Origin of the sequence: Rhodococcus opacus, assembly GCF_012396235.1 — a bacterium.
In the GTDB taxonomy this organism is placed as follows: Bacteria; Actinomycetota; Actinomycetes; order Mycobacteriales; family Mycobacteriaceae; genus Rhodococcus_F; species Rhodococcus_F opacus.
Genome location: NZ_JAAXPA010000032.1, coordinates 1 through 24,787 on the forward strand (window position 1 = coordinate 1; position 24,787 = coordinate 24,787).

Genomic DNA, 24,787 nt, shown 5'->3' on the forward strand with positions numbered 1-24,787 from the left:
CGCCGTCCTCGAGGCCATGAAAATGGAAAACCCCGTCAACGCCCACAAGGCCGGCACCGTCACCGGCCTCGCCGTCGAACCCGGCGCCGCCATCACCCAGGGCACCGTCCTCGCAGAACTGAAATAGGCACCTGCGCCCACTCGTGAGTCCTTCTCGGCCCCCGGGGTCGAGAAGGACTCACAGTAGTCTGTACGCATGTCTGACGTTCCCGAGATCCGTATCGGCACTGCCGAACGTGAGCAGGCCCTGAACTTGCTGAGCGAACATTTCGCGGCGGGCCGTTTGACGGTCCCCGAGTTCGACGAGCGCAGTCTCGCGGTCACGAATGCCACCACTCGCGGCGAGCTCGACCGAGTGTTCACCGACCTCCCCGCGACCACGGTCGGCGCGCCCGCCAAGGCCGAATCGGCCGGCACCGACAACGACCAGAACTGGCGTCGCATCGTGATGTCGGTGATCCCGCTCGTCGCCCTCGTGCTGTTCTTCGTCGTCCCGGTCGACAACAGCTGGTTGTTCTTCCTGATGATCCCTGCCGCCGGCGCCATCCTGTTCGGCACCCGCGACGACCGCCACGGTCGCGATCGCCGCCGCGACCGGGACCGCTGACATGGAACCTGTCGAGGTCAATGCGGGTGGCTGGTACCTGCGCGCGCTGCGCGCCGACGAACGGGTCGACGATCGCCCGGCGCTCGCGGACGGTGGAATCGCCGAACCCGAGTACGTCGCCCGCCGTACGGCGCAGTGGCTGAGCGACGAGCACTATTCGTGGGCGATTTGCCAGCCCAACACCGGCGAACTGCTCGCCGAGGTGGGCCTCACCCCGTCCGGGGAGTCCGCGACCCTCACCGGCTGGGCGCGGACCGGCCACGAGGACGCGCTGGCGAGCGGATCGGATGCGGTGCAACGGTTTGCCGAGGGCGCACTGGGGTTCACGGTCCGGCGGTGACTATGCGATCCGTTCCGGTGGCGGCCCTCACCGTGCTGGCACTGGTCATGCTCCTGTCCCCTGCGTCCGCGACGCCGTCGGGTCCCGAACATGCCGACAAGGTGGTGCACGCCCTGCTGTTCGCGGCGCTGGCCGCCGCCTCCCGGTACGCGCTCCTGACACCACGGATCACCGTGCTCTGGCTCGCGGCGTTCGCGGTGATCACCGAGATACTGCAGGGCGTGCTGCCGATCGGCCGGCACGGATCGGTCTGGGATCTCTGCGCCGACATGGTGGGTGTGGCGATCGGGTTGGCCGCTCAGTCCGCGATCATGCGCTCCCGCAGCAGAGTCTGAACGCCGGCGTCGAGGCCGAGTCCGTCGGAGAAGTACCGTTCGACGGTCCCGTACTGCTCGCGCATGGTGGCCAGGGACACCTCCAGGTACTGCTGACGGACTCCGAGCACGGGCTCGAGCAGCGCCGGATCTCCACCCGCGTCGACGAATTTCTCGAACACGCCCGCGAACGACGGAAGCAGGAGTTCGTTGGTCAGCAGGTAGTCGTGGAACACGTCGTCCTCACCGACTCCGAGGAGAAGCAGTAGCGCGGCCGTGGCCCATCCCGTCCGGTCCTTGCCGGTGGTGCAGTGCACGAGGGCAGGCGTGTTGCCGTTCGAGGCCAGGTCGCCGAACAACTCCCGGTACGACGACACCGCGCTCGGCATCACGACGAAGTCGCGGTAGCTGCCCTCGAAGTACTCGATCGCGCGTCCGCCGCCGAGTTCCCGTTCGGCGATCATCGGATCGGCGATCACCTGGAGCATCTGCGCGGGGATAGACCGGATCCCCTTGTCGGCGAGCACGTCCAACACCACCGCGCGAGCGCCGTCCGGGAGTTTGTCGGGCGCCGCGTCGCGCTCGTCCGCGGTGCGCAGGTCGTACACCGTCCGGATCCCGAGGCCGTCGAGCAGCGGCATGTCCGTGTCCGCGATACGGCTGAGATCGGTCGAACGGAAGTACACGCCGGTGCGCACTTTCGCGCCGTCCCGGGTTCGGTAGCCACCGACGTCTCGCAGATTGGGCACGGACGTGAGCGGTATCGGCGTCATGCGTCGACGGTACCGCCCAGCACTCGGGCCAGTGCATCCACGGCGGCGTCGAGTTCCGCGGTCGTCACCGTCAGGGGTGGGCGGAACCTGATCCCGCGCTTGCCGGTCGGCAGGATCAGCACCCGCTCCCGGTCCCTGAGGTCGGCGACGACGCGGTCCCGCCGCTGCGGAGTGGGGAGGGTGATCGCGCACATGAGGCCGCGTCCCCGCGGCTCGGTCACGTCGGGATTCGCGCGTGCGAGTTCCCGCAGTCGTTCGAGGAGATGCGCCCCGGTCATCCGGGCCCGGTCGACGAGCCGGTCCTCCTCGATGATCTCGAGGATCCGGCGGGACCGCACCATGTCGGTGAGGTTGCCACCCCAGGTGGAGTTGATCCGCGAGCTGACGGCGAACACGTTGTCGGGGATGTCGTCCACCCGGCCGCCGGCCATGATGCCGCAGACCTGAGTCTTCTTGCCGAACGCGACGACGTCCGGATGCACTCCCAATTGCTGGTACGCCCAGGCAGTGCCGGTGAGACCGCACCCGGTCTGCACCTCGTCGAGAATGAAGAGCGCGTCGTTCTCACGGCAGAGCGCCTCCATCGCCCGGAAGAATTCCGGGCGGAAGTGGTGGTCTCCCCCCTCTCCCTGGATCGGCTCGGCGATGAAACACGCCACATCCGAGGGGTTCTCGGCGAACGCGCGCCGCGCCTGGTCCAGTGCGTGACGCTCGGCCTCGACGACGTCCCGCCCGTCCGCGAGGTACGGGGAGTCGATGCGCGGCCAGTCGAACTTGGGGTACCTCGCCACCTTGCCGGGCTCGGTATTGGTGAGCGACATCGTGTATCCACTGCGCCCGTGGAACGCCTCGGTCAGATGGAGCACCTTCGTGCCGAGCGCCGGGTCGAGGCCGCGGCTCTCGTTGAGCCTGCTCTTCCAGTCGAACGCCACCTTCAGAGCGTTCTCGACGGCGAGTGCGCCCCCGTCGATGAAGAAGAGATGCGGCAGTGCGGGATCGCCCAGCACCCGGGCGAACGTCTCGACGAACCGTGCCATCGGGACGGTGTAGATGTCGGAATTGCTCGGCTTGTTGATCGCCGCCGCCGCCAGTTCCCGGCGAAGGGCGTCGTCGTCCGCCAGTTCCGGGTGGTTCATCCCCAGCGCGGACGAGGCGAAGAATCCGAACATGTCCAGGTAGCTGGTGCCATCGCGCTGGTCGACGAGATGCGTACCGCGTGAGTGTTCCAGGTCGAGCACCAGGTCGAAACCGTCGACCAGAATGCGCTCGCGCAGCACGTCGTGCACCTGGCTCGCCGGCAGCTCGCCCCCATCTCCGGTAAATCGAATCGCTGTGCTCATACCGACGAGATTACGTCAAAATTCCTGTGAACCGGCGACGATTCGGCAACATATCCGGAACAGGGCTCATCTGTCGTAAAATGTTTGCAAGATGATGGTGCTGCGCGTGTGTACGTTGGCGGTGGCACGGATCTCCTGCAGCAGGTGTTCCAGCTCCCGCGGGGAAGCGACGCGCACCAGCAGCACGTAGCTCTCCTCCCCCGCGACCGAGTGGCACGCTTCGATTGCGGGGAGGTTCCGCAACCGGGCGGGTGCATCGTCGGGCTGCGACGGATCGAGAGGAGTGATCGCGACGAATGCGGACAGACCGTGCCCGAGCGCATCCGGATCGATCTTCGCGGTGTACCCGCGGATCACTTTGCGGGCCTCGAGCCTGCGCACCCTGGACTGCACGGCAGAGATCGACAGCCCCGCCTTCTCGGCGAGTGTCGCCAGAGTCGCCCGGCCGTCGGCCACCAACTCCTGCATCAGTACCCGATCGATGTCGTCGAGAGGAGTATGGGGTGCGTCGCTACGAAAAGATTCCACCACCAGCGCAGGCTAGCCCAGCGGAGGTGCATCATGGTTGAAACGTGGGAGCTCCGCGCCCGCTTTGCCCGGGCACTGGCCGCGACGTACGGCCGGGAGGTGCCCGCATACGACACACTGGCCGAGGTGGCCGGTGCGGTCAACGCGGACTTCGCGGCGCGACACCCTGCCGACGCCGAACGCCGTGGCGGCCTGGCCCGGATCACATCCGAACGCCGCGGCGCGATCAGGCTCGGTGGACCCACGGAGCTGCGCCAGGCGGCCATCCTGTTCGCGGGCTTCGGAATGCACCCCGTCGGCTGCTACGACCTGCGCGACGCGCCCGCACCCGCGCCCGTCGTCTCGACGGCGTTTCGTCCCGTCGATCCGATCGAACTGGCCCGCAACCCGTTCGGGATGTTCACGTCGATGCTCACCACCGCCGATCGCCGGTTCTTCGACTGCGACCGGCAGCGCCGCCTCGAGAACGTTCTCGCCGCGCGCACGGTGTTTCCCACGGAGGTGCTGCACCTGGCCGCGCTCGCGACCGAGGAAGGCGGGCTGACGGCACCGACGGCGGAGCGGTTCGTCGCACTGGCGGCCACGGCCTTCGCATCGCCGGACACCGCGGCCGACCGGTCCTGGCACTCCGAGTTCGAACGTATCTCCCCCGTCGCCGCCGACATCGGTGGGCGCACGAGCGTCCGCGTCGTCCATCTGGCGCCACGGGTCTTCGACCTCGACGACCTGCGCCTGCGTGCGGCGCGCCGCGGCCTCACGATGATCGGCCGCATCCAGGGACCGCCCGCATGGGGCGGCCCGGACGTACTTCAGCGGCAGGCGTCGTTCCGCGCCGCCGGCGAACCACGCGGAGTCGTCGTTGCGGAGTCGCGCGGCATCGCACTGACACCCGAGGGACGGGAACTGTGCGACCGTCTGGCGGACGCCGACTCCGCCCGCTGGGAACGCGAGTTTCCGCGGACTGAAGCCGAACTCGAGGCGAGCGGGCTGGCGTACTTCAGCCACCGACTCTCCGGCGAGGAAGACGTCGCGGAGCCCATTCTCTACGAGGACTACCTCCCGGTGGCGGTGGACTCCGGCCCCGACCACCCACCATGGCTCGCCGAGACCCTCGGCCGGCCTGTGCACGACCCGTTCACGCTCTACCGACAGCAGCAGGATCGAACCCGAGAGAGGACAGCATCGTGAACCTTCCCGCCCCCGAGGAGTTGTGCCGACGCGCCGAGGAAGCACTGATCCGGTGCGGCGCCGAGATCACCGACGCCGGTGGACCGCTCGTCGCGCGAACCCCGATCACCGGGACCGAACTGCGCACGGTGACCGCGAGCAGCACGGACGACGTGGACCGGGCGATCACCGCAGCGCACGACGCCTTCCTCGAGTGGCGTACCGTTCCCGCCCCCCAACGCGGCGCGGTGGTGCGCCGCCTGGGTCAGCTTCTGACGGAACACAAGACGGACCTGGCGGAACTGGTCACCCTCGAGGCGGGCAAGATTCCGTCCGAGGCGCAGGGCGAAGTGCAGGAGATGATCGACATCTGCGAATTCGCGGTCGGTCTGTCACGCCAGTTGTACGGCAGGACGATGGCCTCGGAACGTCCGGGACACCGGCTGATGGAGACGTGGCACCCACTGGGAGTCGTCGGGGTGATCTCGGCGTTCAATTTCCCCGTCGCGGTGTGGTCGTGGAATACCGCCGTCGCGCTGGTCTGCGGCGACACGGTGGTGTGGAAGCCGTCGGATCGGACTCCGCTCACCGCGATCGCCTGTGATGCGCTGCTGGCGCGCGCTGCCCGCGACGTCGGTGCACCCGCCGGGATCCACGCCCTGGTCCAGGGCGCGGGGGACGTCGGCGAGCGTCTCGTCGACGACGCACGCGTGGCGCTGGTCAGCGCCACCGGGTCGGTGCGGATGGGTCGCGCCGTGGGTCCGCGCGTCGCCGCGCGTTTCGGCAAATGTCTACTCGAGCTGGGCGGCAACAACGCAGCGGTGGTGGCCCCGTCCGCCGATCTCGATCTGGCCGTGCGGGGAATCGTCTTCTCCGCCGCGGGCACCGCGGGCCAGCGCTGCACGTCCCTGCGGCGGCTGATCGTGCACTCCTCCGTCGCCGACGAGCTGGTGCAGCGCATTTCTTCGGCGTACGGCCAGTTGAAGGTCGGGAACCCGTTCGACGACGGTGTCCTCGTCGGTCCGTTGGTGAACCGCTCCGCGTTCGAGGCCATGCAGACCGCGTTGGACAAGGCCCGCGCCGACGGCGGGACCGTTGTCTGCGGCGGCGAACGCAGCGGTGGCAGCGACTCCGCCTACTACGTCTCGCCCGCCCTCGTCCGGATGCCCGCGCAGACGTCGGTGGTGCAGGAGGAGACGTTCGCACCGATCCTCTACGTCCTCACCTACGACGACTTCGACCAGGCGATCGCATTGCACAACGAAGTGCCCCAAGGGCTTTCGTCGTCGATCTTCACCACCGATCAGCGTGAGGCCGAGAGGTTCCTCGCGCCAGACGGTTCCGACTGCGGCATCGCGAACGTCAACATCGGCACGTCGGGTGCGGAGATCGGCGGGGCGTTCGGCGGCGAGAAGGAGACGGGCGGCGGACGCGAGTCCGGATCCGACGCATGGAAGGCCTACATGCGCCGCGCGACGAACACCGTCAACTACTCCGATCGACTCCCGCTCGCGCAAGGGGTGGAGTTCACCTGATCGGCGGCGTCGACCGGCTACTCTCGGGGCGTGAGCAACTGGACCGAGATGGCGCGTGAGATTGCCGAGAACGTGTTGTTCCCGGTGGCCGACAGCGTCGATGCCGACGGCGAGATTCCCGACAGTCACTTCGAGACTCTCGCCGCCGACGGCTTCTACGGACTCGCGGCACCGGGCGAAGAAGGTGTGACGCCGTCGGTGCTGGTCGACGTGATCGAGACGTTGTGCGGCGGCTGCCTCGCGACGGCGTTCACGTGGATGCAGCATCACGGCGTCGTCGCCGGTCTCGCCGATTCGCCGAACACGTCTCTGCAGGGTCGCTACCTCGACGGGCTCATCGACGGCACCGTCCGGGCCGGTGTCGCCCTGGCCGGAGCGATTCCCGTCCCGCCCACTCTGTGGGCACGCAGCGTCGACGACGGCTACGTGCTCGACGGGGTGTCGCCGTTCGTCACCGGCTGGGGCATCGTCGATCTGCTCCAGGTGTCGGCGCGCGACGAATTCGACGACTCCATCGTGCACGTCATCATTCCCGCGCAACCGCTTCGGGGACTCACCGCCGAGGAACTCCCGCTGATCGCGGCCCGCGGGTCCAACACGGTCCGGTTGACATTCGACGGGCTCGCCGTGCCACGCGATCTGGTGAGTGCCGTCGTCTCCCCCGACGACTTCGCGAAGAGCCAGCTGTTCGGGTCGTGGATCAACGGGTGCATGGCGATGGGGATCACCCGCCGGGCGATCAGCGAACTGGAGGCTCTCGGCGTCGACGCGGACCCGTTCGAAGAGCAGGCCGCACGCGCACGACTCGACCTGAACGCGGCACTCGAAGGCCGCGCCGAGATCGCCGAAGCACGGGCCCGCGCTTCGGAACTCGCCATCCGCACCGCCACCGCCCTCGTCACGGCGAAGGGCAGCTCGTCACTGCTCGCCGGGAACACCGCCGAACGCCTCATGCGTGAAGCCACCTTCACGCTCGTCGCAGCGGGACGTCCGGCGATCAAGTCGGCGTTGCTGGAGCGCCTCGGCCGCGACTAGCGGGTGCGGACCCTCAGGTCACCGAACAGCGAGTACGACACGATGCGGATCGTCGGGGCTGCGGGCCCGGGATCCTGTGCACCGGCGTCGAGTTCGCGGTCGCCGAAGAGGTCGAAACCACCCACCTCGACGTGCACGCCCTCCGGAACGGTGATCGTGCTGTCGCCGAACAGTGTGACGAGCGTGATCGTCGACGTGCGGGCGCCGATCACGGCCGACCGGAGGTCGAGCTTCACGTCCCCGAACACGAGCAGGGCCAGTGTCTTGACGGCGAGCGACCAGCGGCCGGAACGCTTGGTGTCGCCGAAGATTCCGACGATGGTGGACTGAGGTCGCGACACCGGCGCCGCTGGAGCTTCGACGGGGACCAGCCGCCGAAGACCTTCGACGTCGACGTCGCGGGACCAGACGATCGCGGCTTGCTCCGAATACTCCTCCAATGTCAGCTTTCCGTCCCCCACCCCCTTCTCGAGGCGGGCTTGTGCGGCCTCCCGGATTCGGTCGAGTTCGCGGCTGTCCCCTGCAGCAGTCATTACTCCACCGTAGCTGTCGGTGCCCTCGTCTACTGTCTGACGGCTACACCCGTGACACACCGCCCCTTCGACCGAAGCGAGACAACGTGTTCAAGTTGATCCGCGCAGTTGCTCTGGCGCTACTCGCTGTGGGCGCCTACGTGGTGGTCTCCGAGCACGAGCCCGCCACCGTCGAGTTGCCGTCGCCGTCGTTCGCTCCGGCGACGGCGAAACTCACGACAGTGTGAGGGGCGGCGCACAGCTAGGGCACACCGTCCTCGGCACATGCCCGGTCGCGGGCTTTCCGGCGAGCGCGGGCGATCAGCTCACCGGCGTGATGTCGGTGATTGATTCGCGGGTTTCTGTCCGGGTCGATGTCCGGTGGTGGAATCCATTCGGTGCGCTGTCGGTGTATCCGCCGTTGCGCCACTCCTGCAGGGGGTGCACCGCGCACATGCTGGCCGGGGCCGCGCAACCAGGTCGTGTGCATCCGCCTTCGGCGGCGATGAGAGCGAGGCGTTGGTCCGCGCTCGCCACTCGTCGGCGCCGTCCCAGATGCAGGGGCCGGCCGTCGTGGTCGAACACGACGAGCACCGGGTGGGCGCGTTCGGCGAGCTTCATCGCGTCACCGAGGGGAAGGAGTCCGCCGGTGGCCGTGGTGGTCACGCCGCCTGCCGCATTCTCGAGTTGGTCGAGAGTCATGGTGATGATCACCGTGACGGGCAGACCCCGATGCCGGCCAAGGATCTCGGATTCCAGCATGACCCGGAATATCGCGCTGAGGGCGTCGTGGTTTCTCTGCGCAGCAGTGCGAGTGTCACGCGCTGCCGCCGCCACCAGTGCTTCACGGTCGATCGACGGATTGTCGGCGTCGCCAGACGGTGACTCCGGCTCGTCCGGGTTGTTCATGCCGGGGCGAGCCCATTTCGCGAGGATCGGGTCGAGCAGAGCGCGCGCTGTGGGGTCGAGTTCACCGCAGATCTTCGACATCAGTTCGGAATCCTGACGGCCCAGCGAAACACCACGCCGCCGGGAGCGATCACGATCGTCACCCAGGTTTCCGTCGGGATCGAGATGAGCGAGGAGGCGGTGGCCGGCACTCTCGACATCTTCGGGTGTACCTTCTCTCGCACACTGCGCCAGGATGGACTCCGCCAATGCGACGTCGGCGTTGGTGACCGCATGCGGGATCTTTCGCATGATCTTCCGGATTACGCGTGCATGGTCGGCACCGATGTCGCCATCCCGTTGCGCGGAGGCGGTTTCCGGCAGCGCTGCCTCCATCTGCTCGCCCGAAGCTGTATGAAACAGACCGAGGTCGCGGGCGGCCGCCACCCGTGCCGACGCGTCTGCTGCCGACACGCGCAGCACCTCGACCAGGAGCTTGTTCGGTGAGTTGCAACCGAGCGCCGCGGGTAACGAGCGTTCGACACTCTCGACGATCAGCCGCAGCGAGACTGCACCGGCGCGGCGGAGGGACTTCTCGAGCTGGCCTTGTCGGCGAGTACGGCCGCGCGCCGCGCGCCGGACAGTGCCTCCGCGGAATCTCACCACTGAGCATCGAGGTGACCGTCGTCGGCATTCCAGCGCCGACCGAGAGCAGAAACGACGCGAGTCCCGACGCAATCGCCCGTGCCACCTCGGGGATGAACATCCCAGACCGAACTGGATTCCAGAGACCGCACGGTGTGTTCCCGCTGCCTGTCACACCCCCGGTGCACTATGGAACGGTGAGCGACGTCCTGGGCAGGTTTTCCGCTGCCACCCGCGAGTGGTTCGACGGCGCCTTCCCGGCGCCGACGGCCGCGCAGCTCGGTGCGTGGGAGTCGATCGCCAGCCGCGCGCACACGCTCGTCGTGGCCCCGACCGGTTCGGGCAAGACGCTGTCCGCGTTCCTGTGGTCCCTCGACCAACTCGCCGCCACCGACGGAACGGACCGCAAGACCAGGGTCCTCTACATCTCCCCGCTCAAGGCCCTGGGTGTCGACGTCGAACGCAACCTGCGCGCCCCGCTCGTCGGGATCACGCAGACAGCCAAGCGGCTCGGGCTCTCCCCGCCGGAGATCTCGGTGGGCGTCCGCTCCGGCGACACACCGGCAGGTGACCGGCGCGCCCTGATCAAGAATCCGCCCGACATCCTCATCACCACCCCCGAGTCGCTGTTCCTCATGCTCACGTCCGCCGCGCGTGAGACGCTGACCCAGGTCGACACCGTCATCGTCGACGAGGTGCACGCGGTGGCAGGCACCAAGCGCGGCGCCCACCTGGCCCTGTCGCTCGAACGTCTCGACCAGCTTCTCGCCACCCCGGCGCAGCGCATCGGGCTGTCGGCGACGGTGCGCCCGCACGAGGAAGTGGGCCGGTTCCTGTCCGGTTCGGCCCCCATCCGGATCGTCGCGCCGCCGTCGCCGAAGACGTTCGACCTCACCGTGCAGGTGCCGGTCGAGGACATGACCGAACTCGGCCTCGCCGAACCCGCCGAGGGTTCGGCGTCGGCGACCCCGCAGGCGGGGTCGATCTGGCCGCACGTCGAGGAACAGATCGTCGACCTCGTCCTGGCGCACCGGTCGTCCATCGTGTTCGCCAACTCGCGGCGCCTCGCCGAGCGCCTGACGGCTCGGCTCAACGAGATCTACGCCGAACGCGCCGGGACCGCCGTCGACAAGAACCCGAAACCGGCCTCGCAGATCGGCACGCCGTCCGAGGTCAATTTCGGCGCGGACCCCCTCCTCGCCCGCGCCCACCACGGGTCGGTCAGCAAGGACCAGCGGGCCCTGATCGAGGACGACCTGAAGTCGGGGCGACTGCGGTGCGTGGTCGCGACGAGCAGCCTCGAACTCGGAATCGACATGGGCGCGGTCGATCTGGTGATCCAGGTCGAGGCACCACCGTCGGTGGCGAACGGTCTGCAGCGAGTCGGCCGCGCCGGACACCAGGTCGGGGAGATCTCGCGGGGTGTCGTGTTCCCGAAGCACCGCACCGATCTCGTGCACTGCGCGGTCACCGTCGAGCGCATGGTCACCGGGAAGATCGAGGCGCTCGCCGTCCCCGCCAACCCGCTCGACATCCTCGCCCAGCACACGGTGGCGGCCACCGCGCTCGAGCCGCTCGACGTGGACGACTGGTTCGAGACGGTCCGGCGTAGCGGTTCCTTCGCAACGCTGCCCCGCTCGGCGTACGAGTCCACCCTCGACCTTCTCGCCGGCCTCTACCCGTCCGACGAGTTCGCCGAGCTCAGGCCCCGCCTCGTCTGGGACCGCGAGGCCAATACGCTCACCGGACGCCCCGGCGCGCAGCGGCTGGCGGTCACCTCGGGTGGCGCCATCCCCGACCGCGGTCTGTTCACGGTCTACATGGTCGGTGAGAAGGCGTCCCGCGTCGGCGAACTCGACGAGGAGATGGTGTACGAATCGCGGGTCGGCGACGTCTTCGCGCTCGGGGCCACCAGCTGGCGGATCGAGGAGATCACGTTCGACCGGGTGCTGGTCAGCCCCGCCTACGGGCAGCCGGGGAGGCTGCCGTTCTGGCACGGTGACGGCCTGGGCCGGCCGGCGGAACTGGGCGAGGCGCTGGGGCAGTTCCTTCGGGAGATCTCTCTCGGGCACGAGATCGAGGTGCAGGAACGCTGCCGCACCGGCGGGCTCGACGAGAACGCCACGAACAATCTCGTTCAGCTCGTCGCCGAGCAGAAGACCGCCACCGGGCAGGTCCCCACCGACCGCACCCTGGTGGTCGAACGATTCCGTGACGAGCTCGGCGACTGGCGACTGATCCTGCATTCGCCGTACGGCCAGCGTGTTCACGCTCCGTGGGCGCTGGCCGTGAGTGCGCGGCTGAGCGAGCGGTACGGCCTCGACTCGAACGCGACGGCCTCCGACGACGGCATCATCGTGCGTCTTCCCGACACCGAGGACACCCCGCCCGGCGCCGACCTGTTCGTCTTCGACACCGACGAGATCGAGGACATCGTCACCGAACAGGTCGGCGGTTCGGCACTGTTCGCGTCCCGGTTCCGTGAGTGCGCGGCCCGGGCGCTGCTGCTGCCGCGCCGCAACCCCGGAAAGCGCGCACCGCTCTGGCAGCAGCGGCAGCGGTCCGCCCAGCTGCTCGACGTGGCCCGCCGGTATCCGACGTTCCCGATCCTGCTCGAGACCGTCCGCGAGTGCCTGCAGGACGTGTACGACCTACCGGCGCTGAAGGACCTGCTCCGCAGGCTCGCGCGTCGCCAGATCCGCATCGTCGAGGTGGAGACGCAGTCGCCGTCGCCGTTCGCCGGCGCCCTGCTGTTCAACTACGTCGGCGAGTTCATGTACGAGGGCGACAGCCCGCTCGCCGAACGCCGGGCGGCGGCGCTGTCCCTGGACTCGACGCTGCTCGCGGAACTGCTCGGCAGGGTGGAACTGCGCGAACTGCTCGACGCCGACGTCATCGCCCACGCCGAACTCGAACTCCAGCGCCTGCTTCCCGACCGCAAGGCGAAAGATCTCGAAGGCGTCGCCGACCTGCTGCGCCTCCTGGGTCCGCTCACCTCCGACGAGGTCGCCGCACGGTCGACCAGCGATCCCACCCCCTGGCTCGACGAACTCGTCCGCGCGAAGCGGGCGCTCGCCGTCTCCTTCGCCGGTCACGAATGGTGGACGGCCATCGAGGATGCTGCCCGCCTGCGCGACGGGCTCGGGGTGCCGCTACCCATCGGTGTTCCCGCCGCGTTCATCGAACCCGTCGACGATCCGCTGGCCGACCTGATCAGCCGGTACGCCCGCACCCACGGTCCGTTCACGATCACCGACGCCGCCGCCCGTTTCGGGCTCGGTTCCGCGGTGGCCCGTGACGTGCTGCAGCGACTCGCGCAGGGCAAGCGGGTGGTCGAGGGCGAGTTCCGCCCCGGCGCGACGGGAAGCGAATGGTGCGACGCCGAGGTTCTCCGCCGACTCCGCAGGCGCTCGCTGGCCGCGGCGCGGCAGGAGGTAGAACCGGTCAGCACCGCGACGCTCGGCCGCTTCCTCCCGGGCTGGCAGCACGTGGGGGGCACGCTGCGCGGCATCGACGGCGTCGCGACCGTGGTGGAACAGCTTGCCGGCGTCCCGGTGCCCGCCTCGGCACTCGAGTCACTGATCCTGCCGTCCCGGGTGGCCGACTACTCCCCCGCCATGCTCGACGAACTCACCTCCACCGGCGAGGTCCTGTGGTCGGGCGCGGGCAGCATCTCCGGCAAGGACGGGTGGGTGTGCCTCCACCCCGCCGACACCGCACCGCTCACGCTGACCACGCCCGCGGAATCGGATCTGTCCGCTGTCCAGCGCCGGGTGCTCGACACGCTGTCCGGCGGCGGCGCGTACTTCTTCCGGCAACTCGCGGACACCCTCGAGATGTCCGACGACACCGCGCTGGCCACCGCATTGTGGGATCTGGTGTGGCTGGGCCACATCGGCAACGACACGCTCGCCCCGGTGCGTGCCCTGCTGTCGGACACGTCCAGGACCACCACGAGCCACCGGTCGCCGCGACGACCCCCACGCGCCCGCGCGTACCGCAGCCTGACGGTCCCGGTGCGCACCGCACCGCCCACGGTTGGGGGAAGGTGGTCGATCCTCCCCGCCGCCGAATCCGATGCCACGCTGCGTGCCAGCGCCACGGCCGAACTGCTCCTGGAGCGGTACGGGGTGGTGACGCGCGGGTCCGTGATGACCGAGAACGTTCCCGGCGGATTCGCGCTGATGTACAAGGTGCTGGGCACGTTCGAGGACAACGGCCGCTGCCGGCGAGGACATTTCGTCGAGTCGCTCGGCGGTGCACAGTTCTCCACCCCGCCCGTGGTGGACCGACTCCGGAGCTACGGCGACTCGCTCGAGGGCAGGCACACCACCCTGCCCGCTGTGACTCTCGCCGCCAGCGATCCCGCCAACCCATACGGTGCGGCTCTCCCCTGGCCGAAGCGCGGCGATGACGCGCCCGCGCACCGGCCGGGACGCAAGGCCGGCGGTCTGGTGGTGCTCGTGGAGGGTGAACTGATCCTGTTCGTCGAACGCGGCGGGCGCACCATCCTCACCTTCACCGACGACCCCGGCGTTCTCCGCACCGCGGCGGTCACGCTCGCCGGTGTGGTCAAGCGCGGCGGGATCGACAAGATCGTCGTCGAGAAGGTCGACGGCGACACCATCCACGGCAGCGACTTCGCGCCGATCCTGACCGAGGCCGGTTTCTCGCCCACCCCTCGCGGATTCCGGTTGCGAGCCTGAGATGCCCGAAGGCGACACCGTCTGGCGCACCGCCAACTCGCTTCGCGACGCCCTCGCGGGCAAGGTGCTGACCCGCTGCGACGTGCGGGTCCCCCGGTACGCCACCGTCGACCTGTCCGGCCAGCTCGTCGACGAGGTGGTCAGCCGCGGGAAGCACCTTCTCATCCGGGTCGGCGACTACTCGATCCACACGCATCTGAAGATGGAAGGCGCGTGGCACGTCTACGCGCACGACACGAAGTGGCGCCGTCCCACGCACCAGGCCCGGATCGTGCTCGCCACCGATGACAGGGTGGCGGTCGGATTCTCGCTCGGCATCACCGAGATCCTGGGGCGTGACGACGAGGATTCCGCGGTCGGCCACCTCGGCCCGGATCTGCTGGGGCCGGACTGGGACGCCGACACGGCGATCCGCAACCTGCGGGCGGCCGGTGACCAGCCCATCGGTCTCGCCCTGGTCGACCAGCGCAACCTGGCCGGTCTCGGCAACGTGTACCGCAACGAGGTCTGCTTCCTCCGCGGCGTCCATCCCTACACTCCGTCCAGCGGCGTGGCCGACCTGCCCGCGCTGGTCACGCTCGCGCATCGCATGATTCACATCGACAAGAACAACTCCGTCCGACATCGGCCGTGGGTGTACGGGCGTGCCGGAAAGCGTTGCCGCCGTTGCGGGACGGTGATCGAAGGCCACGACCTCGGTCAGCAGCAGATCTTCTTCTGCACGTACTGTCAGCCGCCGATGGTGGATTAGCGAAGGACGGTGGTCGGCGGTCCGAGCGGCGGCGGTCTGCGAGTCCGTCTGCGGCCGAACAACCACGCGGCACCGTCCGGCACCCACAGCACCGCGGCCGTGGCGATCGTCAGCAGATACGTCGGCGCGATTACGGGCAGGAGAAGGCACCCGAGCAGGGCGACGGGAAAGTCTCTGCGCCACAACAGCGACAGCACGACCGGAAGCACAAGAAGGAGCGCGGCCAGGCCGAAGTGCGCGGTCGCCAACGCCCACGGCACGCCTACTACCCAGCACAGCATCCCGAGCACCTGGTGCGCGATGAGCAGGAACCGGGCGACGTCGGTGAACGTCCAGAACCGGCCGACCTCGACGCCGACCCAGAAGATGCGGCTGCGGAACGGTCCGACGCCCTCGTCGAGCAGGGCGAGCCGGAACAGTTCGTCCGCGTGCCGTCGCAGCGTGTTTCCCGCCGGTCCCTGCGCGCTCGCACGTTTGCAGAGGTCGTCGTGCATGATCGCCGGAAGCAGCTGCCGGCCGTACGGGGTGAGCAGGCCTTGCAGCGGCGCGGGGATCGATGCCAGATCCGTGCGGAGAAGGCACGGCATCGGGGCGCAACCGGGCACCGTCACCACCGTGTCGCCGTGGACGTAGACGAACTCGCCGACGAGTTGGAAGAACTTGCGGTCGAGTACCCGAAGCTCGGGTTGCGGGCGAGTCGGATCGTCCACGGATACCTGGAACGGCATGCGCACCTCACTCGTGGCCGGCCTTGTTTGCCTCCACCACCAGAGTGACGCAATGAGCGACGAATTGCTCGCGCGACGCGGCAACAGTTCCGTCGAGATATCCGATGAACAGCGTCGTGAGCGCGCCCACCACACCGACCGCGACGAGCTGTTTCTCCACCTCGTCGTCGACGGCGGACAGCTGGTCGTGCACGAGTGCGACGAAGCCGGGCATCAGGTCGATGCCCCGCCTGCTCAGCGCGGGTTCCGACAGCGGTGCGAGCAGCAGCACGCGGCCCATGGCGGGATCGTCGACCATGAGTTTCACGAACGCGTCCACGGCGGCCTCGGCGCGCTCCCGCGCGGTCTCGGTGGACGCGACCGCCTCCACGAGAGCGGCCTGCGCCTCGTCACCCACTGCGGTGTAGACCGAGCGCACGAATTCGTCCCGGTCCTGGAACGACTCGTAGAAGTACCGTTCGGTCAGCGACGCGGCGCGGCAGACCGCGCGCACGCTCACCGCGGGCCCGTCCGGGGCTCCGAGCAGCGCGACGCCCGCGCGGAGTAGCGAATTCCGCCGTGCTTCCCGCCGGTCCTCCAGCGTCACTTTTCTCGCTCCGATCCTTGACTACGTGTGTTGTCAGATCCTAGTCTGACAACGTGCGTAGTCACTTGAACCCGGACGGTACGCCCGTCCCGGCCTCCGCTCCAGTCCCCCTCGGCCCCGACTCGTTGACCTGGAAGTATTTCGGCGACTGGCGCGGAATGCTGCAGGGCGTCTGGGCCGGGTCGATGCAGAACATGCATCCCGGACTCGGCGCGGGCGTCGAGGAACATTCCCGCTTCTTCGACGAGCGATGGGAGCGGCTCTACCGGTCGCTGTACCCGATCGGCGGCGTCGTCTTCGACGGCGACCGTGCTCAGCAGACCGCCGAGCAGGTGCGGGGGTATCACGACAACATCAAGGGAATCGACAAACACGGCCGCAGGTACCACGCCCTCGACCCCGACACGTTCTACTGGGCGCACGCCACGTTCTTCATGGGCACCATCCTCACGGGCGACCACTTCATGGGTGGCCTCACCGAAGACCAGAAGAGCCGGCTGTTCACCGAGCACATCCAGTGGTACCGCCTGTACGGAATGAGCATGCGCCCCGTCCCGGAAACCTGGGAGGCGTTCCAGGAGTACTGGGATCACATGTGCCGCAACGTCCTCGAGGACAACAAGGCCACCCGCGACGTCCTCGACCTGTCCGGTCTCGGCGTTCCCCCGTTCCTGTCGTGGCTACCCGACCCGATCTGGGCGATCCTCCGTATCCCGGTGGCGAAGGGCTTCGTGTGGCTGACGGTCGGCATGTACGACCAACCGGTCCGCGACCTCCTCGGCTACCGCTGGACCACACGCGACGAGCGCCTGCACACCCTCGCCGGCCGCGCCGTGGGCGCCGTCTTCCGGCTCGTGCCCTGGCGCTACCGCTACCACCCGCGCGCCCGCGCAGGCTGGGACCGCGAGACCGGACGCGCCCCCGCGCACGCTCCGCTCGTCCACACACCCCGACGCAATCTTCCACCGCTCGGCCGGCGCGACGACCCCCAGCACTACAGCCCGAAGGTCTGAGTTCCCAGGGAGCTCACAGACAACGCCCACACCGCTCACGGGTTCCGGGACGATGCTCGGTCACATGGAATACATCGCTGTCGCAGCCCTCGTCGTCATGGCTCTGTCGGGAGTCGTCGCCGCCCACGCCCCGAAATCGCTCGTCCACACCCGCTGACCGACGAGATCGTGGAATGCTCGAAGGATGGACTGGGACCTTCCGAGGCTCTTGAACCGCCCGCCGCTGATCAGCGACGAGCCGCTGTCGCCCGACCATGCGGCGAGCCGCATCAGCGCCTACATCTACGGCAACATCCTGGTGCTCGCCGCGCTCATCCCGGTCACCAAATCCCAGGAGACCCTGGGCATCGCCATCGTCGTCGGTGCCGCGCTGTCCACGTTTCTCGCCCACGTGTTCGCCGAGTCGGTAGGCCAGACGCTCCGGCTGGGCAGATCACTGTCCAGCACCGAACGCCTACGGGAACTACGGGACAGTGTCCCCGTCCTGACGTCCGCGGTGGTGCCTGCCGTGATCCTCGGCACGGCCCTGCTGGGCTGGCTGGAACCGAGAACCGCGCAATTGACCGCCGAGATCGTGATGATCGCCCGTATCGGGTCGATCAGTTACGTGATCAGCCGCCTCCGCCGCGAAAGGGTCACGAACGGCACGCACCTCGCCGCGTTCGGCCTCGCCGTGATCGCGACGATCATCGTGGTCATCAAGGTATTTCTGACACACTGACCGGTGGTTCGAGCAGTTCCACCCGCGACTCGGGCGCCGCCGCCCGCAACGCGTCGGCCGACAGGTCGTCCGGCTGGGCCTGCGACTGTACCTCCGCCTCCACCCGCGCCTGATACGTCTTCACCTCACGGTCGACGGCGTCGGCGTCCCAGCCGAGGACGGGGGCCACCAGTTGCGCCACCTGCTCGGCGCAGTTCACACCCCGATGCGAGTACTCGATGGCGATGCGCGTGCGCCGGGCGAGGATGTCGTCGAGATGGAGGGCGCCCTCGGCCGCCGCCGCATACACGACCTCGACCTGCAGGTAGGCCGGTGCGTCCGTGATGGGCTGGAGTAGTTCCGGTTTCCCGCTCGCCTGATCGAGCACCTCGTCGATCAGCGAACCGTACCGGTCCAGCAGATGCTTCACGCGGTACGGGTGAAGGCCGTACATCTGGCCGAGGTGAACGGTCTGATTGACCAGCGCGAAATAACCGTCCGCGCCGACGAGCGGCACCTTCTCCGTGATGGACGGCGCCATCCGCGCGGGAATGTCGTCGGCGGCGAGATCCACGGCGTCCTCTGCCATCACCCGGTAGGTGGTGTACTTGCCGCCCGCGATGGCGACCAGGCCCGGCGCCACCCGCGCGACGGCGTGTTCCCGCGAGAGTTTCGACGTCTCGTCGCTCTCCCCCGCGAGCAACGGACGCAGGCCCGCGTAGACGCCGTCGATGTCGTCGTGGGTCAGCGACGTCACCAGCACCTTGTTGACGTGACCGAGGATGTAGTCGATGTCGGCCTTCGTGGCCGCCGGGTGCGCGAGGTCGAGATTCCAGTCCGTGTCGGTGGTGCCGATGATCCAGTGGCTGCCCCACGGGATCACGAACAGCACCGACTTCTCGGTGCGGAGGATGATCGCGGCGTCGCTGACGATCCGATCGCGCGGCACCACGATGTGGACGCCCTTGGACGCGCGGACGCGGAACCGGCCGCGTTGCCGCGACAGCGCCTGGATCTCGTCGGTCCACACCCCCGTGGCGTTGATGACGACGTGCGCCTTCACGTCCGCGGTGCGGCCGTCCTCGCAGTCCCGGACGCGCACTCCGGAGACCCGGTCCGCCTCCCGGAGGAATCCGACCACCTGTGTGGACGTGCGCACGACCGCCCCGTAGTGAGCGGCGGTGCGGGCGACGGTCATGGTGTGGCGGGCGTCGTCGACGACGGTGTCGTAGTATTGGATGCCGCCGGTCAGCGAGTTGCGCTTGAGCCCCGGCGCCATCCGCAGCGCACCCGCGCGCGTCAGATGTTTCTGCGCCGGAACCGATTTGGCGCCGCCCATCCGGTCGTAGAGGAAGATGCCCGCCGCCATGTAGGGGCGCTCCCACACGCGGTGGGTGATCGGGAACAGGAACTTGAGCGGCTTCACCAGGTGCGGCGCGAGGGTGGTCAGCGACAGCTCACGCTCCCGGAGTGCCTCCCGGACCAGTCCGAACTCGAGTTGCTCGAGATAGCGCAGACCGCCGTGGAACATCTTCGACGAGCGACTCGACGTCCCGGACGCGTAATCGCGTGCCTCGACCAGCGCCACCTTCAGCCCGCGGGTGGCCGCATCGAGGGCCGCACCGGCTCCCACCACACCACCGCCGATCACGACGACGTCGAACTGTTCGGTCTGCAGCTTGTCCCATGCGGCATCACGCTGCCGGGGACCGAGGAACTGCACACCTGGCTGACTACTCAACTCGGGCTCCTGTGAGATGACGACGGATTCTCTGCCAGGCTAGTAGCTTCATGCGTGTGATTCAGTACATCGCCGCGATAGACCAGGGCACCACCTCCAGCCGCTGCATGATCTTCGATCACGACGGCGCCGTGGTCAGCGTCGCCCAGAAGGAACACGAGCAGTTCTTTCCGCGCGCAGGCTGGGTGGAGCACGATCCGACCCAGCTGTGGATCAACACCCGTGAAGTGGTGGCGTCCGCGCTCGCGAAGGCCGATCTCACCAAACGCGACATCGCCGCGATCGGCATCACCAATCAGCGGGAGACGACGGTCGTGTGGGACCGGAACACCGGAGAACCCGTGTACAACGCCATCGTCTGGCAGGACACGCGCACCGACGAACTGTGCACGCAACTCGGCGGCGACGAGGGCCCGGGCCGGTACCGGAAGCGCACCGGCCTGCCGCTGTCCACGTATTTCTCGGGGCCGAAGGTCCGGTGGATTCTCGACAACGTCGACGGCGCACGGGAGAAGGCGGACGCGGGCGAGCTCTGCTTCGGCACCATCGACAGCTGGATTCTGTGGCACATCACCGAGGGCACCCACGTGACGGATGTCACCAACGCCTCCCGCACCTTGTTGATGAATCTCGAGACCCTCGACTGGGATCCGGAGATCTGTGCCGATTTCGGCATCCCGATGTCGATGCTGCCCGAGATCCGCAGTTCGTCGGAGGTCTACGGCGTCGGACGCCCGCACGGGACGCTGCCCGGCGTGCCGGTGGCCGGAATCCTCGGCGACCAGCAGGCCGCCACGTTCGGGCAGGCCTGCCTGTCGGAGGGCGAAGCGAAGAACACGTACGGAACGGGGAACTTCCTGCTGCTCAACACGGGGACCACACCCGTGCACAGCAAGCACGGACTCCTCACCACGGTCTGCTACAAGATCGGTGACGCGCCGGCCGTCTACGCCCTCGAGGGGTCGGTGGCCGTCACCGGCTCACTGGTGCAGTGGCTGCGCGACAATCTGGGAATCATCGAGTCCGCCAAGGACATCGAGGATCTGGCCAAGTCGGTCGACGACAACGGCGGCGCCTACTTCGTGCCCGCGTTCTCCGGACTGTTCGCACCGCGCTGGCGGCCCGACGCCCGCGGGGCCATCGTCGGCCTCACCCGGTTCGTGAACAAGGGCCATCTCGCCAGGGCCGCCCTGGAGGCCACCGCATATCAGACCCGCGAGGTGATCGAGGCGATGCGCGCCGATTCGGGCGTCGAACTCGCCTCCCTCAAGGTGGACGGCGGCATGGTCGTCAACGAGACCCTCATGCAGTTCCAGTCGGACATTCTCGCCGTGCCCGTCATCCGTCCCGTCGTCAACGAGACGACGGCTCTGGGCGCCGCGTACGCCGCCGGGCTGGCCGTCGGCTTCTGGGAGAGTGAGGACGACATCCGCGCGAACTGGGCCGTCGACAAGACGTGGGAACCCGCGATGGACGAGGCCGAGTCCACCCGGCTCTACGCCGAGTGGAACAAGGCGGTCGAACGGACCTACAACTGGGCGTGATCGGCGTACGCGTCGCCGAGTCTCGCCGCAGCACCCGTCAGCACGTCCTCCGAACAGGTCGCGAAGCACAGCCGCAGAGCGCTCCGGTGCTCCGAGGCGACGCCGAAAGCCGATCCGGGGACGAAGGCGACACCGTGGTCCACGGCGGTCTGCAGCAGTGCCGCCGTGTCGATGTCCGCGTCCGTGAGCTCGGTCCAGCAGAACATCCCGCCCGCCGTCGACGACACGCGGGCGCGGTCGCCGAACGTCGAGGTGACGCCGTCCGCGAGCGCCCGGGCCCGGGACCCGTAGCGGGCGCGCAGCATCTCCAGATGCAGGCCCAGCCACGGCTCATCCGACAGCAGTCCGGCGGCGATCTGGTGCGTCAGCGACGAACCGCAGAGGTCCGCGCCCTGCTTGAGCAGCTCGACGGCCTCACACACCCGCCGGTCGCCGTGCAGCCACCCGACCCGCAGCGCAGGCGCCAGGATCTTCGACGCACTGGACAGCCGGATCACCCGGTCCGACAACGCGGCGACGGGTGCGGGCGGTGGCCCGTCGAAGAAGAGTTCACCGTACGGGTCGTCCTCGATCACCCAGAAGCCGTAACGGTCCGCCAGTGCGGCCAGGTGTTCCCGGCGGCCGGGCGCCAGGACGACGCCGCGAGGGTTGTGGAAGTTGCTCACCGTGTGGACCACGGTCGGCCGCAGTCCGTCCTCGAGCATGCCCTGCAGGGCGGCGGTGTCCATCCCGTCGGCGTCGAGTGCGACGGACCGGACGTCGGCCTCCGCGGCCCGGAACACCTGTAGCGCTCCGGTGTAGGCGGGTTCCTCGACGATCACGACGTCGCCGGGATCGAGCAGCACCTGGGCGAGAAGGCTCAGCGCCTGCTGCGAGCCGTGGGTGACGACGACGTCGGCGGCGCCGAGCGGCCGGCCGATCTTCGCGCCCTCCCGGGCGGCGAGCACGTCGCGGAGCCGGCGCAGCCCGGTGGTCTCGCCGTACTGGACGGAGGCCGGGTCCGCGAGCGCGAGTTCGGCTTCCTTCCGGATCCGTTCGCGCGGAATGAATTCGGGGTCGGGCAGCCCGCCTGCGAGGCTGACCACGTCGGGCCGGGCGGTGAGGGTGAGAAGGTCACGGATGGCGGAGCTGTGCAGACCATCCATGCGGCGGGCAAGTGATTGCGGCATGTCGACTCCCAGGAGGCACGTCAAAGCAGGGATCAGGTGAGGAACACCCTGTCCGTCCTGGGTCTGCGGGGCGGGAGAGCGCCGAGGCACGGGTCGATGATTTCGAACCGTGCCCCGACTATCTCACCGGAGGAGCCACTATGTGAAATGCATATCCCACACTTCAGGATCAGTCCAGGTCGTCGTGCCGCATCAGCTGGCGTGCCGCCTCGGTGATCGAACCCGTCAGCGACGGGTACACCGAGAACGTCGCGGCAAGGTCGTTGACGGTGAGGTTGTTCTGCACGGCGATCGCGATCGGCAGGATCAGTTCCGAGCCGTTGGGGGCCACCACGACGCCGCCGATGACCACACCGGTGGCCGGACGGCAGAAGATCTTCACGAAGCCCCGGCGCAGTCCGGACATCTTGGCGCGCGGGTTGGTGTTGAGCGGGAGCATGACGGTGCGGGCCGGCACCTCGCCGTCGTCGATCGCAGCCTGGCTGACGCCCACGGTGGCGATCTCGGGGCGGGTGAACACGGCCGAGGCCACGGTCTTCAGCTTGATGGGGCTGACGCCCTCACCGAGCGCGTGGTACATCGCGATGCGGCCCTGCATGGCGGCGACGGACGCGAGCGGCAGCAGACCGGTGCAGTCGCCCGCCGCGTAGATCCCGGACACCGGCGTCCGCGACACACGGTCCACGCGCAGGTATCCGCCCTTGTCGAGCTCGATGCCTACCTTCTCCAGTCCGAGACCCTGGGTGTTGGGAACCGAACCGACGGTCATCAGGGCGTGGCTGCCCTCGACCGTCCGGCCGTCGGCGAGCACGACGACGATGCCGTCCTCGGTGCGCTTCACGGCATCGGCCCTGGCGTGCTTGACCAGGGTGACGCCACGCTCGGCGAGGACGTCCTCGAGCACGAGGGCGGCGTCGGCGTCCTCACCGGGCAGAACGCGGTCGCGGCTGGACACCAGCGTGACCTTGACGCCCATCTCGGTGTAGGCGGACACGAACTCGGCACCGGTCACACCGGAACCGACGACGACGAGGTGCGTGGGCAGCTCCTCGAGGTCGTAGAGGTCGCGCCACGTCAGGATGCGCTCGCCGTCCGGCTCCGCCCCGGGGATCACCCGGGGGCTCGCGCCCGTGGCGATCAGGACGACGTCCGCGTCGAGTGTCTTCTTCTCGCCGTTCTCGAGGGTGGCACACACCTGGTGGGACGCCATGCCCAGTCGCGGGTCGGCGATCTCGGCGGTGCCCGACAGCAGTTCGACACCCACCGTCTGCAGGCGGGTGCGGATGTCGGAGGACTGCGCCTGCGCGAGGCTCTTCACGCGGGCGTGGATCTGCGGCAGCGCGACCGTGGCCTGCTCGGGATCGAGCGCAATGCCCAGGTCGGTGGCGCGCCGCATGTCGGTGCGCACGCCGGTGGAGGCGATGAACGTCTTGGACGGCACACAGTCGAACAGAACGCAGGCGCCGCCCACCCCGTCCGAATCGATCAAGGAGACGGAGGCGCCGTGCTGTGCGGCCACCAGCGCTGCCTCGTATCCGGCAGGCCCGCCACCAATGATCACGATTCGGGTCATCTGTCCTCCAATTCAACTGTCGACCGGGGTCTCCGGTCGGCTCTTCCTGCGGTCGCAGCGCGTCGTGTCGTGCACTGCATGCAACAGATTACTAGCCACCGTTTAGGCTTGCCGCCGTGTCGATCTATGCCGCCTACGGGTCCAACATGCATCCCGAGCAGATGCTGCAGCGCTGCCCACACTCGCCGATGGCGGGGACGGGCTGGCTGCACGGCTGGCGACTGACGTTCAGTGGCGGGGACATCGGCTGGGAGGGCGCACTCGCCACCGTGGTCGAGGACCCCGATTCCAAGGTGTTCGTCGTGCTCTACGACGTCCCCGAGGAGGACGAGGTCAGCCTCGACCGATGGGAGGGCTCCGAACTCGGCATCCACCGCAAGATCCGCGTCCGCGTGGACACCGACGGCGAACCCGTTCTCGCCTGGTTGTACGTGCTCGACGCGTACGAGGGCGGCCTGCCGTCCGCTCGCTACCTCGGGGTGATGGCCGACGCCGCAGAGATCGCCGGGGCCCCCTCCGACTATGTGCGCGACCTGCGCACCCGCAACAGCCGCAACGTCGGACCGGGCACCGAATAGAACCGCCTGACGCC

General features: G+C 68.5%; 24 protein-coding genes. 14 read left to right on the forward strand and 10 right to left on the reverse strand.

What is annotated here, in order from left to right:
• From HGB39_RS31070 to HGB39_RS31085, 4 genes are all read left to right on the forward strand, one after another.
• A partial coding sequence (locus HGB39_RS31070; RefSeq protein ID WP_168442935.1) for an acyl-CoA carboxylase biotin carboxyl carrier protein subunit occupies positions 1-127 on the forward strand: 127 nt, incomplete at its 5' end.
• Between the two features lie 69 nt (positions 128-196).
• On the forward strand, positions 197-607 hold the full coding sequence (locus tag HGB39_RS31075; protein ID WP_005563269.1) for a DUF1707 SHOCT-like domain-containing protein: 411 nt from the start codon (positions 197-199) through the stop codon (positions 605-607).
• A 1-nt stretch (position 608) separates the two neighbouring features.
• Positions 609-947 (forward strand): hypothetical protein, encoded by a 339-nt coding sequence (locus HGB39_RS31080; protein WP_005563268.1) that lies wholly within the window; start codon positions 609-611, stop codon positions 945-947.
• 2 nt (positions 948-949) lie between these two features.
• A complete protein-coding gene (locus tag HGB39_RS31085) occupies positions 950-1,282 on the forward strand; it encodes a VanZ family protein (protein ID WP_005563267.1) in 333 nt (110 codons plus the stop codon).
• Here the strand turns inward: HGB39_RS31085 and HGB39_RS31090 are convergent.
• From HGB39_RS31090 to HGB39_RS31100, 3 genes are all read right to left on the reverse strand, one after another.
• On the reverse strand, positions 1,246-2,034 hold the full coding sequence (locus tag HGB39_RS31090; RefSeq protein ID WP_005563265.1) for a tyrosine-protein phosphatase: 789 nt from the start codon (positions 2,032-2,034) through the stop codon (positions 1,246-1,248). The genes HGB39_RS31085 and HGB39_RS31090 overlap by 37 nt on opposite strands.
• Positions 2,031-3,374, reverse strand: a complete 1,344-nt coding sequence (gene lat / locus HGB39_RS31095; RefSeq protein WP_064080686.1) for an L-lysine 6-transaminase — start codon at positions 3,372-3,374, stop codon at positions 2,031-2,033. The genes HGB39_RS31090 and lat overlap by 4 nt, the downstream gene beginning before the upstream one ends.
• Before the next feature lie 66 nt (positions 3,375-3,440).
• A complete protein-coding gene (locus HGB39_RS31100) occupies positions 3,441-3,905 on the reverse strand; it encodes an Lrp/AsnC family transcriptional regulator (protein WP_037208656.1) in 465 nt (154 codons plus the stop codon).
• Positions 3,906-3,935: 30 nt separating this feature from the next.
• Between HGB39_RS31100 and HGB39_RS31105 the strand changes: the two genes are divergently transcribed.
• The 3 genes from HGB39_RS31105 to HGB39_RS31115 are packed head-to-tail and all read left to right on the forward strand — an operon-like array spanning position 3,936 to position 7,639.
• Entirely contained in the window at positions 3,936-5,090 is a 1,155-nt protein-coding gene (locus tag HGB39_RS31105) for a 2-oxoadipate dioxygenase/decarboxylase family protein (RefSeq protein WP_064080685.1), read from the forward strand.
• Complete coding sequence (gene amaB / locus HGB39_RS31110) at positions 5,087-6,604, forward strand: L-piperidine-6-carboxylate dehydrogenase (protein ID WP_065490409.1); 1,518 nt, start codon at positions 5,087-5,089, stop codon at positions 6,602-6,604. The genes HGB39_RS31105 and amaB overlap by 4 nt, the downstream gene beginning before the upstream one ends.
• 30 nt (positions 6,605-6,634) lie before the next feature.
• On the forward strand, positions 6,635-7,639 hold the full coding sequence (locus tag HGB39_RS31115) for an acyl-CoA dehydrogenase family protein (RefSeq protein ID WP_005573308.1): 1,005 nt from the start codon (positions 6,635-6,637) through the stop codon (positions 7,637-7,639).
• Here HGB39_RS31115 and HGB39_RS31120 read toward each other — a convergent pair.
• The gene (locus HGB39_RS31120; RefSeq protein WP_005573309.1) at positions 7,636-8,172 is read right to left on the reverse strand and encodes a LiaF domain-containing protein; all 537 of its coding nucleotides are present in this window, start codon (positions 8,170-8,172) and stop codon (positions 7,636-7,638) included. The genes HGB39_RS31115 and HGB39_RS31120 overlap by 4 nt on opposite strands.
• An 86-nt stretch (positions 8,173-8,258) precedes the next feature.
• Between HGB39_RS31120 and HGB39_RS31125 the strand changes: the two genes are divergently transcribed.
• Positions 8,259-8,399 (forward strand): hypothetical protein, encoded by a 141-nt coding sequence (locus HGB39_RS31125; RefSeq protein WP_155756156.1) that lies wholly within the window; start codon positions 8,259-8,261, stop codon positions 8,397-8,399.
• A gap of 73 nt (positions 8,400-8,472) precedes the next feature.
• Here the strand turns inward: HGB39_RS31125 and HGB39_RS31130 are convergent, their stop codons facing one another.
• A complete protein-coding gene (locus HGB39_RS31130; protein ID WP_248950095.1) occupies positions 8,473-9,702 on the reverse strand; it encodes a DUF222 domain-containing protein in 1,230 nt (409 codons plus the stop codon).
• A gap of 179 nt (positions 9,703-9,881) precedes the next feature.
• Between HGB39_RS31130 and HGB39_RS31135 the strand changes: the two genes are divergently transcribed.
• Together HGB39_RS31135 and HGB39_RS31140 are read left to right on the forward strand one after the other, a co-directional pair.
• Entirely contained in the window at positions 9,882-14,390 is a 4,509-nt protein-coding gene (locus tag HGB39_RS31135; protein ID WP_267204480.1) for an ATP-dependent helicase, read from the forward strand.
• A 1-nt stretch (position 14,391) separates the two neighbouring features.
• Entirely contained in the window at positions 14,392-15,141 is a 750-nt protein-coding gene (locus HGB39_RS31140; protein WP_005573312.1) for a DNA-formamidopyrimidine glycosylase family protein, read from the forward strand.
• Here the strand turns inward: HGB39_RS31140 and HGB39_RS31145 are convergent.
• Both HGB39_RS31145 and HGB39_RS31150 read right to left on the reverse strand, forming a co-directional pair.
• Positions 15,138-15,869: a DUF1353 domain-containing protein gene (locus HGB39_RS31145; protein WP_005573313.1), complete on the reverse strand. Its 732-nt coding sequence runs from the start codon at positions 15,867-15,869 to the stop codon at positions 15,138-15,140. The two genes, HGB39_RS31140 and HGB39_RS31145, sit on opposite strands and share 4 nt — an antisense overlap.
• Before the next feature lie 7 nt (positions 15,870-15,876).
• The gene (locus HGB39_RS31150) at positions 15,877-16,455 is read right to left on the reverse strand and encodes a TetR/AcrR family transcriptional regulator (protein ID WP_005573314.1); all 579 of its coding nucleotides are present in this window, start codon (positions 16,453-16,455) and stop codon (positions 15,877-15,879) included.
• 53 nt (positions 16,456-16,508) lie between these two features.
• On the opposite strand from HGB39_RS31150, the gene HGB39_RS31155 reads away from it, so the two are divergent.
• Together HGB39_RS31155 and HGB39_RS31160 are read left to right on the forward strand one after the other, a co-directional pair.
• Positions 16,509-17,468 (forward strand): oxygenase MpaB family protein, encoded by a 960-nt coding sequence (locus HGB39_RS31155; protein ID WP_051055275.1) that lies wholly within the window; start codon positions 16,509-16,511, stop codon positions 17,466-17,468.
• A gap of 184 nt (positions 17,469-17,652) precedes the next feature.
• Entirely contained in the window at positions 17,653-18,189 is a 537-nt protein-coding gene (locus HGB39_RS31160) for a hypothetical protein (RefSeq protein ID WP_005256959.1), read from the forward strand.
• Here the strand turns inward: HGB39_RS31160 and glpD are convergent.
• Entirely contained in the window at positions 18,167-19,909 is a 1,743-nt protein-coding gene (gene glpD / locus HGB39_RS31165) for a glycerol-3-phosphate dehydrogenase (protein WP_005239930.1), read from the reverse strand. The two genes, HGB39_RS31160 and glpD, sit on opposite strands and share 23 nt — an antisense overlap.
• A 50-nt stretch (positions 19,910-19,959) precedes the next feature.
• Here glpD and glpK point away from each other — a divergent pair, with 50 nt between their 5' ends.
• The gene (gene glpK / locus HGB39_RS31170; protein ID WP_005571605.1) at positions 19,960-21,453 is read left to right on the forward strand and encodes a glycerol kinase GlpK; all 1,494 of its coding nucleotides are present in this window, start codon (positions 19,960-19,962) and stop codon (positions 21,451-21,453) included.
• Here the strand turns inward: glpK and HGB39_RS31175 are convergent.
• Both HGB39_RS31175 and HGB39_RS31180 read right to left on the reverse strand, forming a co-directional pair.
• Complete coding sequence (locus HGB39_RS31175) at positions 21,438-22,622, reverse strand: aminotransferase-like domain-containing protein (protein WP_043792572.1); 1,185 nt, start codon at positions 22,620-22,622, stop codon at positions 21,438-21,440. The genes glpK and HGB39_RS31175 overlap by 16 nt on opposite strands.
• Before the next feature lie 169 nt (positions 22,623-22,791).
• Positions 22,792-24,195: an NAD(P)H-quinone dehydrogenase gene (locus tag HGB39_RS31180; RefSeq protein WP_005256965.1), complete on the reverse strand. Its 1,404-nt coding sequence runs from the start codon at positions 24,193-24,195 to the stop codon at positions 22,792-22,794.
• A 116-nt stretch (positions 24,196-24,311) separates the two neighbouring features.
• Here HGB39_RS31180 and HGB39_RS31185 point away from each other — a divergent pair, with 116 nt between their 5' ends.
• Complete coding sequence (locus HGB39_RS31185) at positions 24,312-24,773, forward strand: gamma-glutamylcyclotransferase family protein (protein ID WP_005256966.1); 462 nt, start codon at positions 24,312-24,314, stop codon at positions 24,771-24,773.
• Positions 24,774-24,787: the final 14 nt, after the last annotated feature.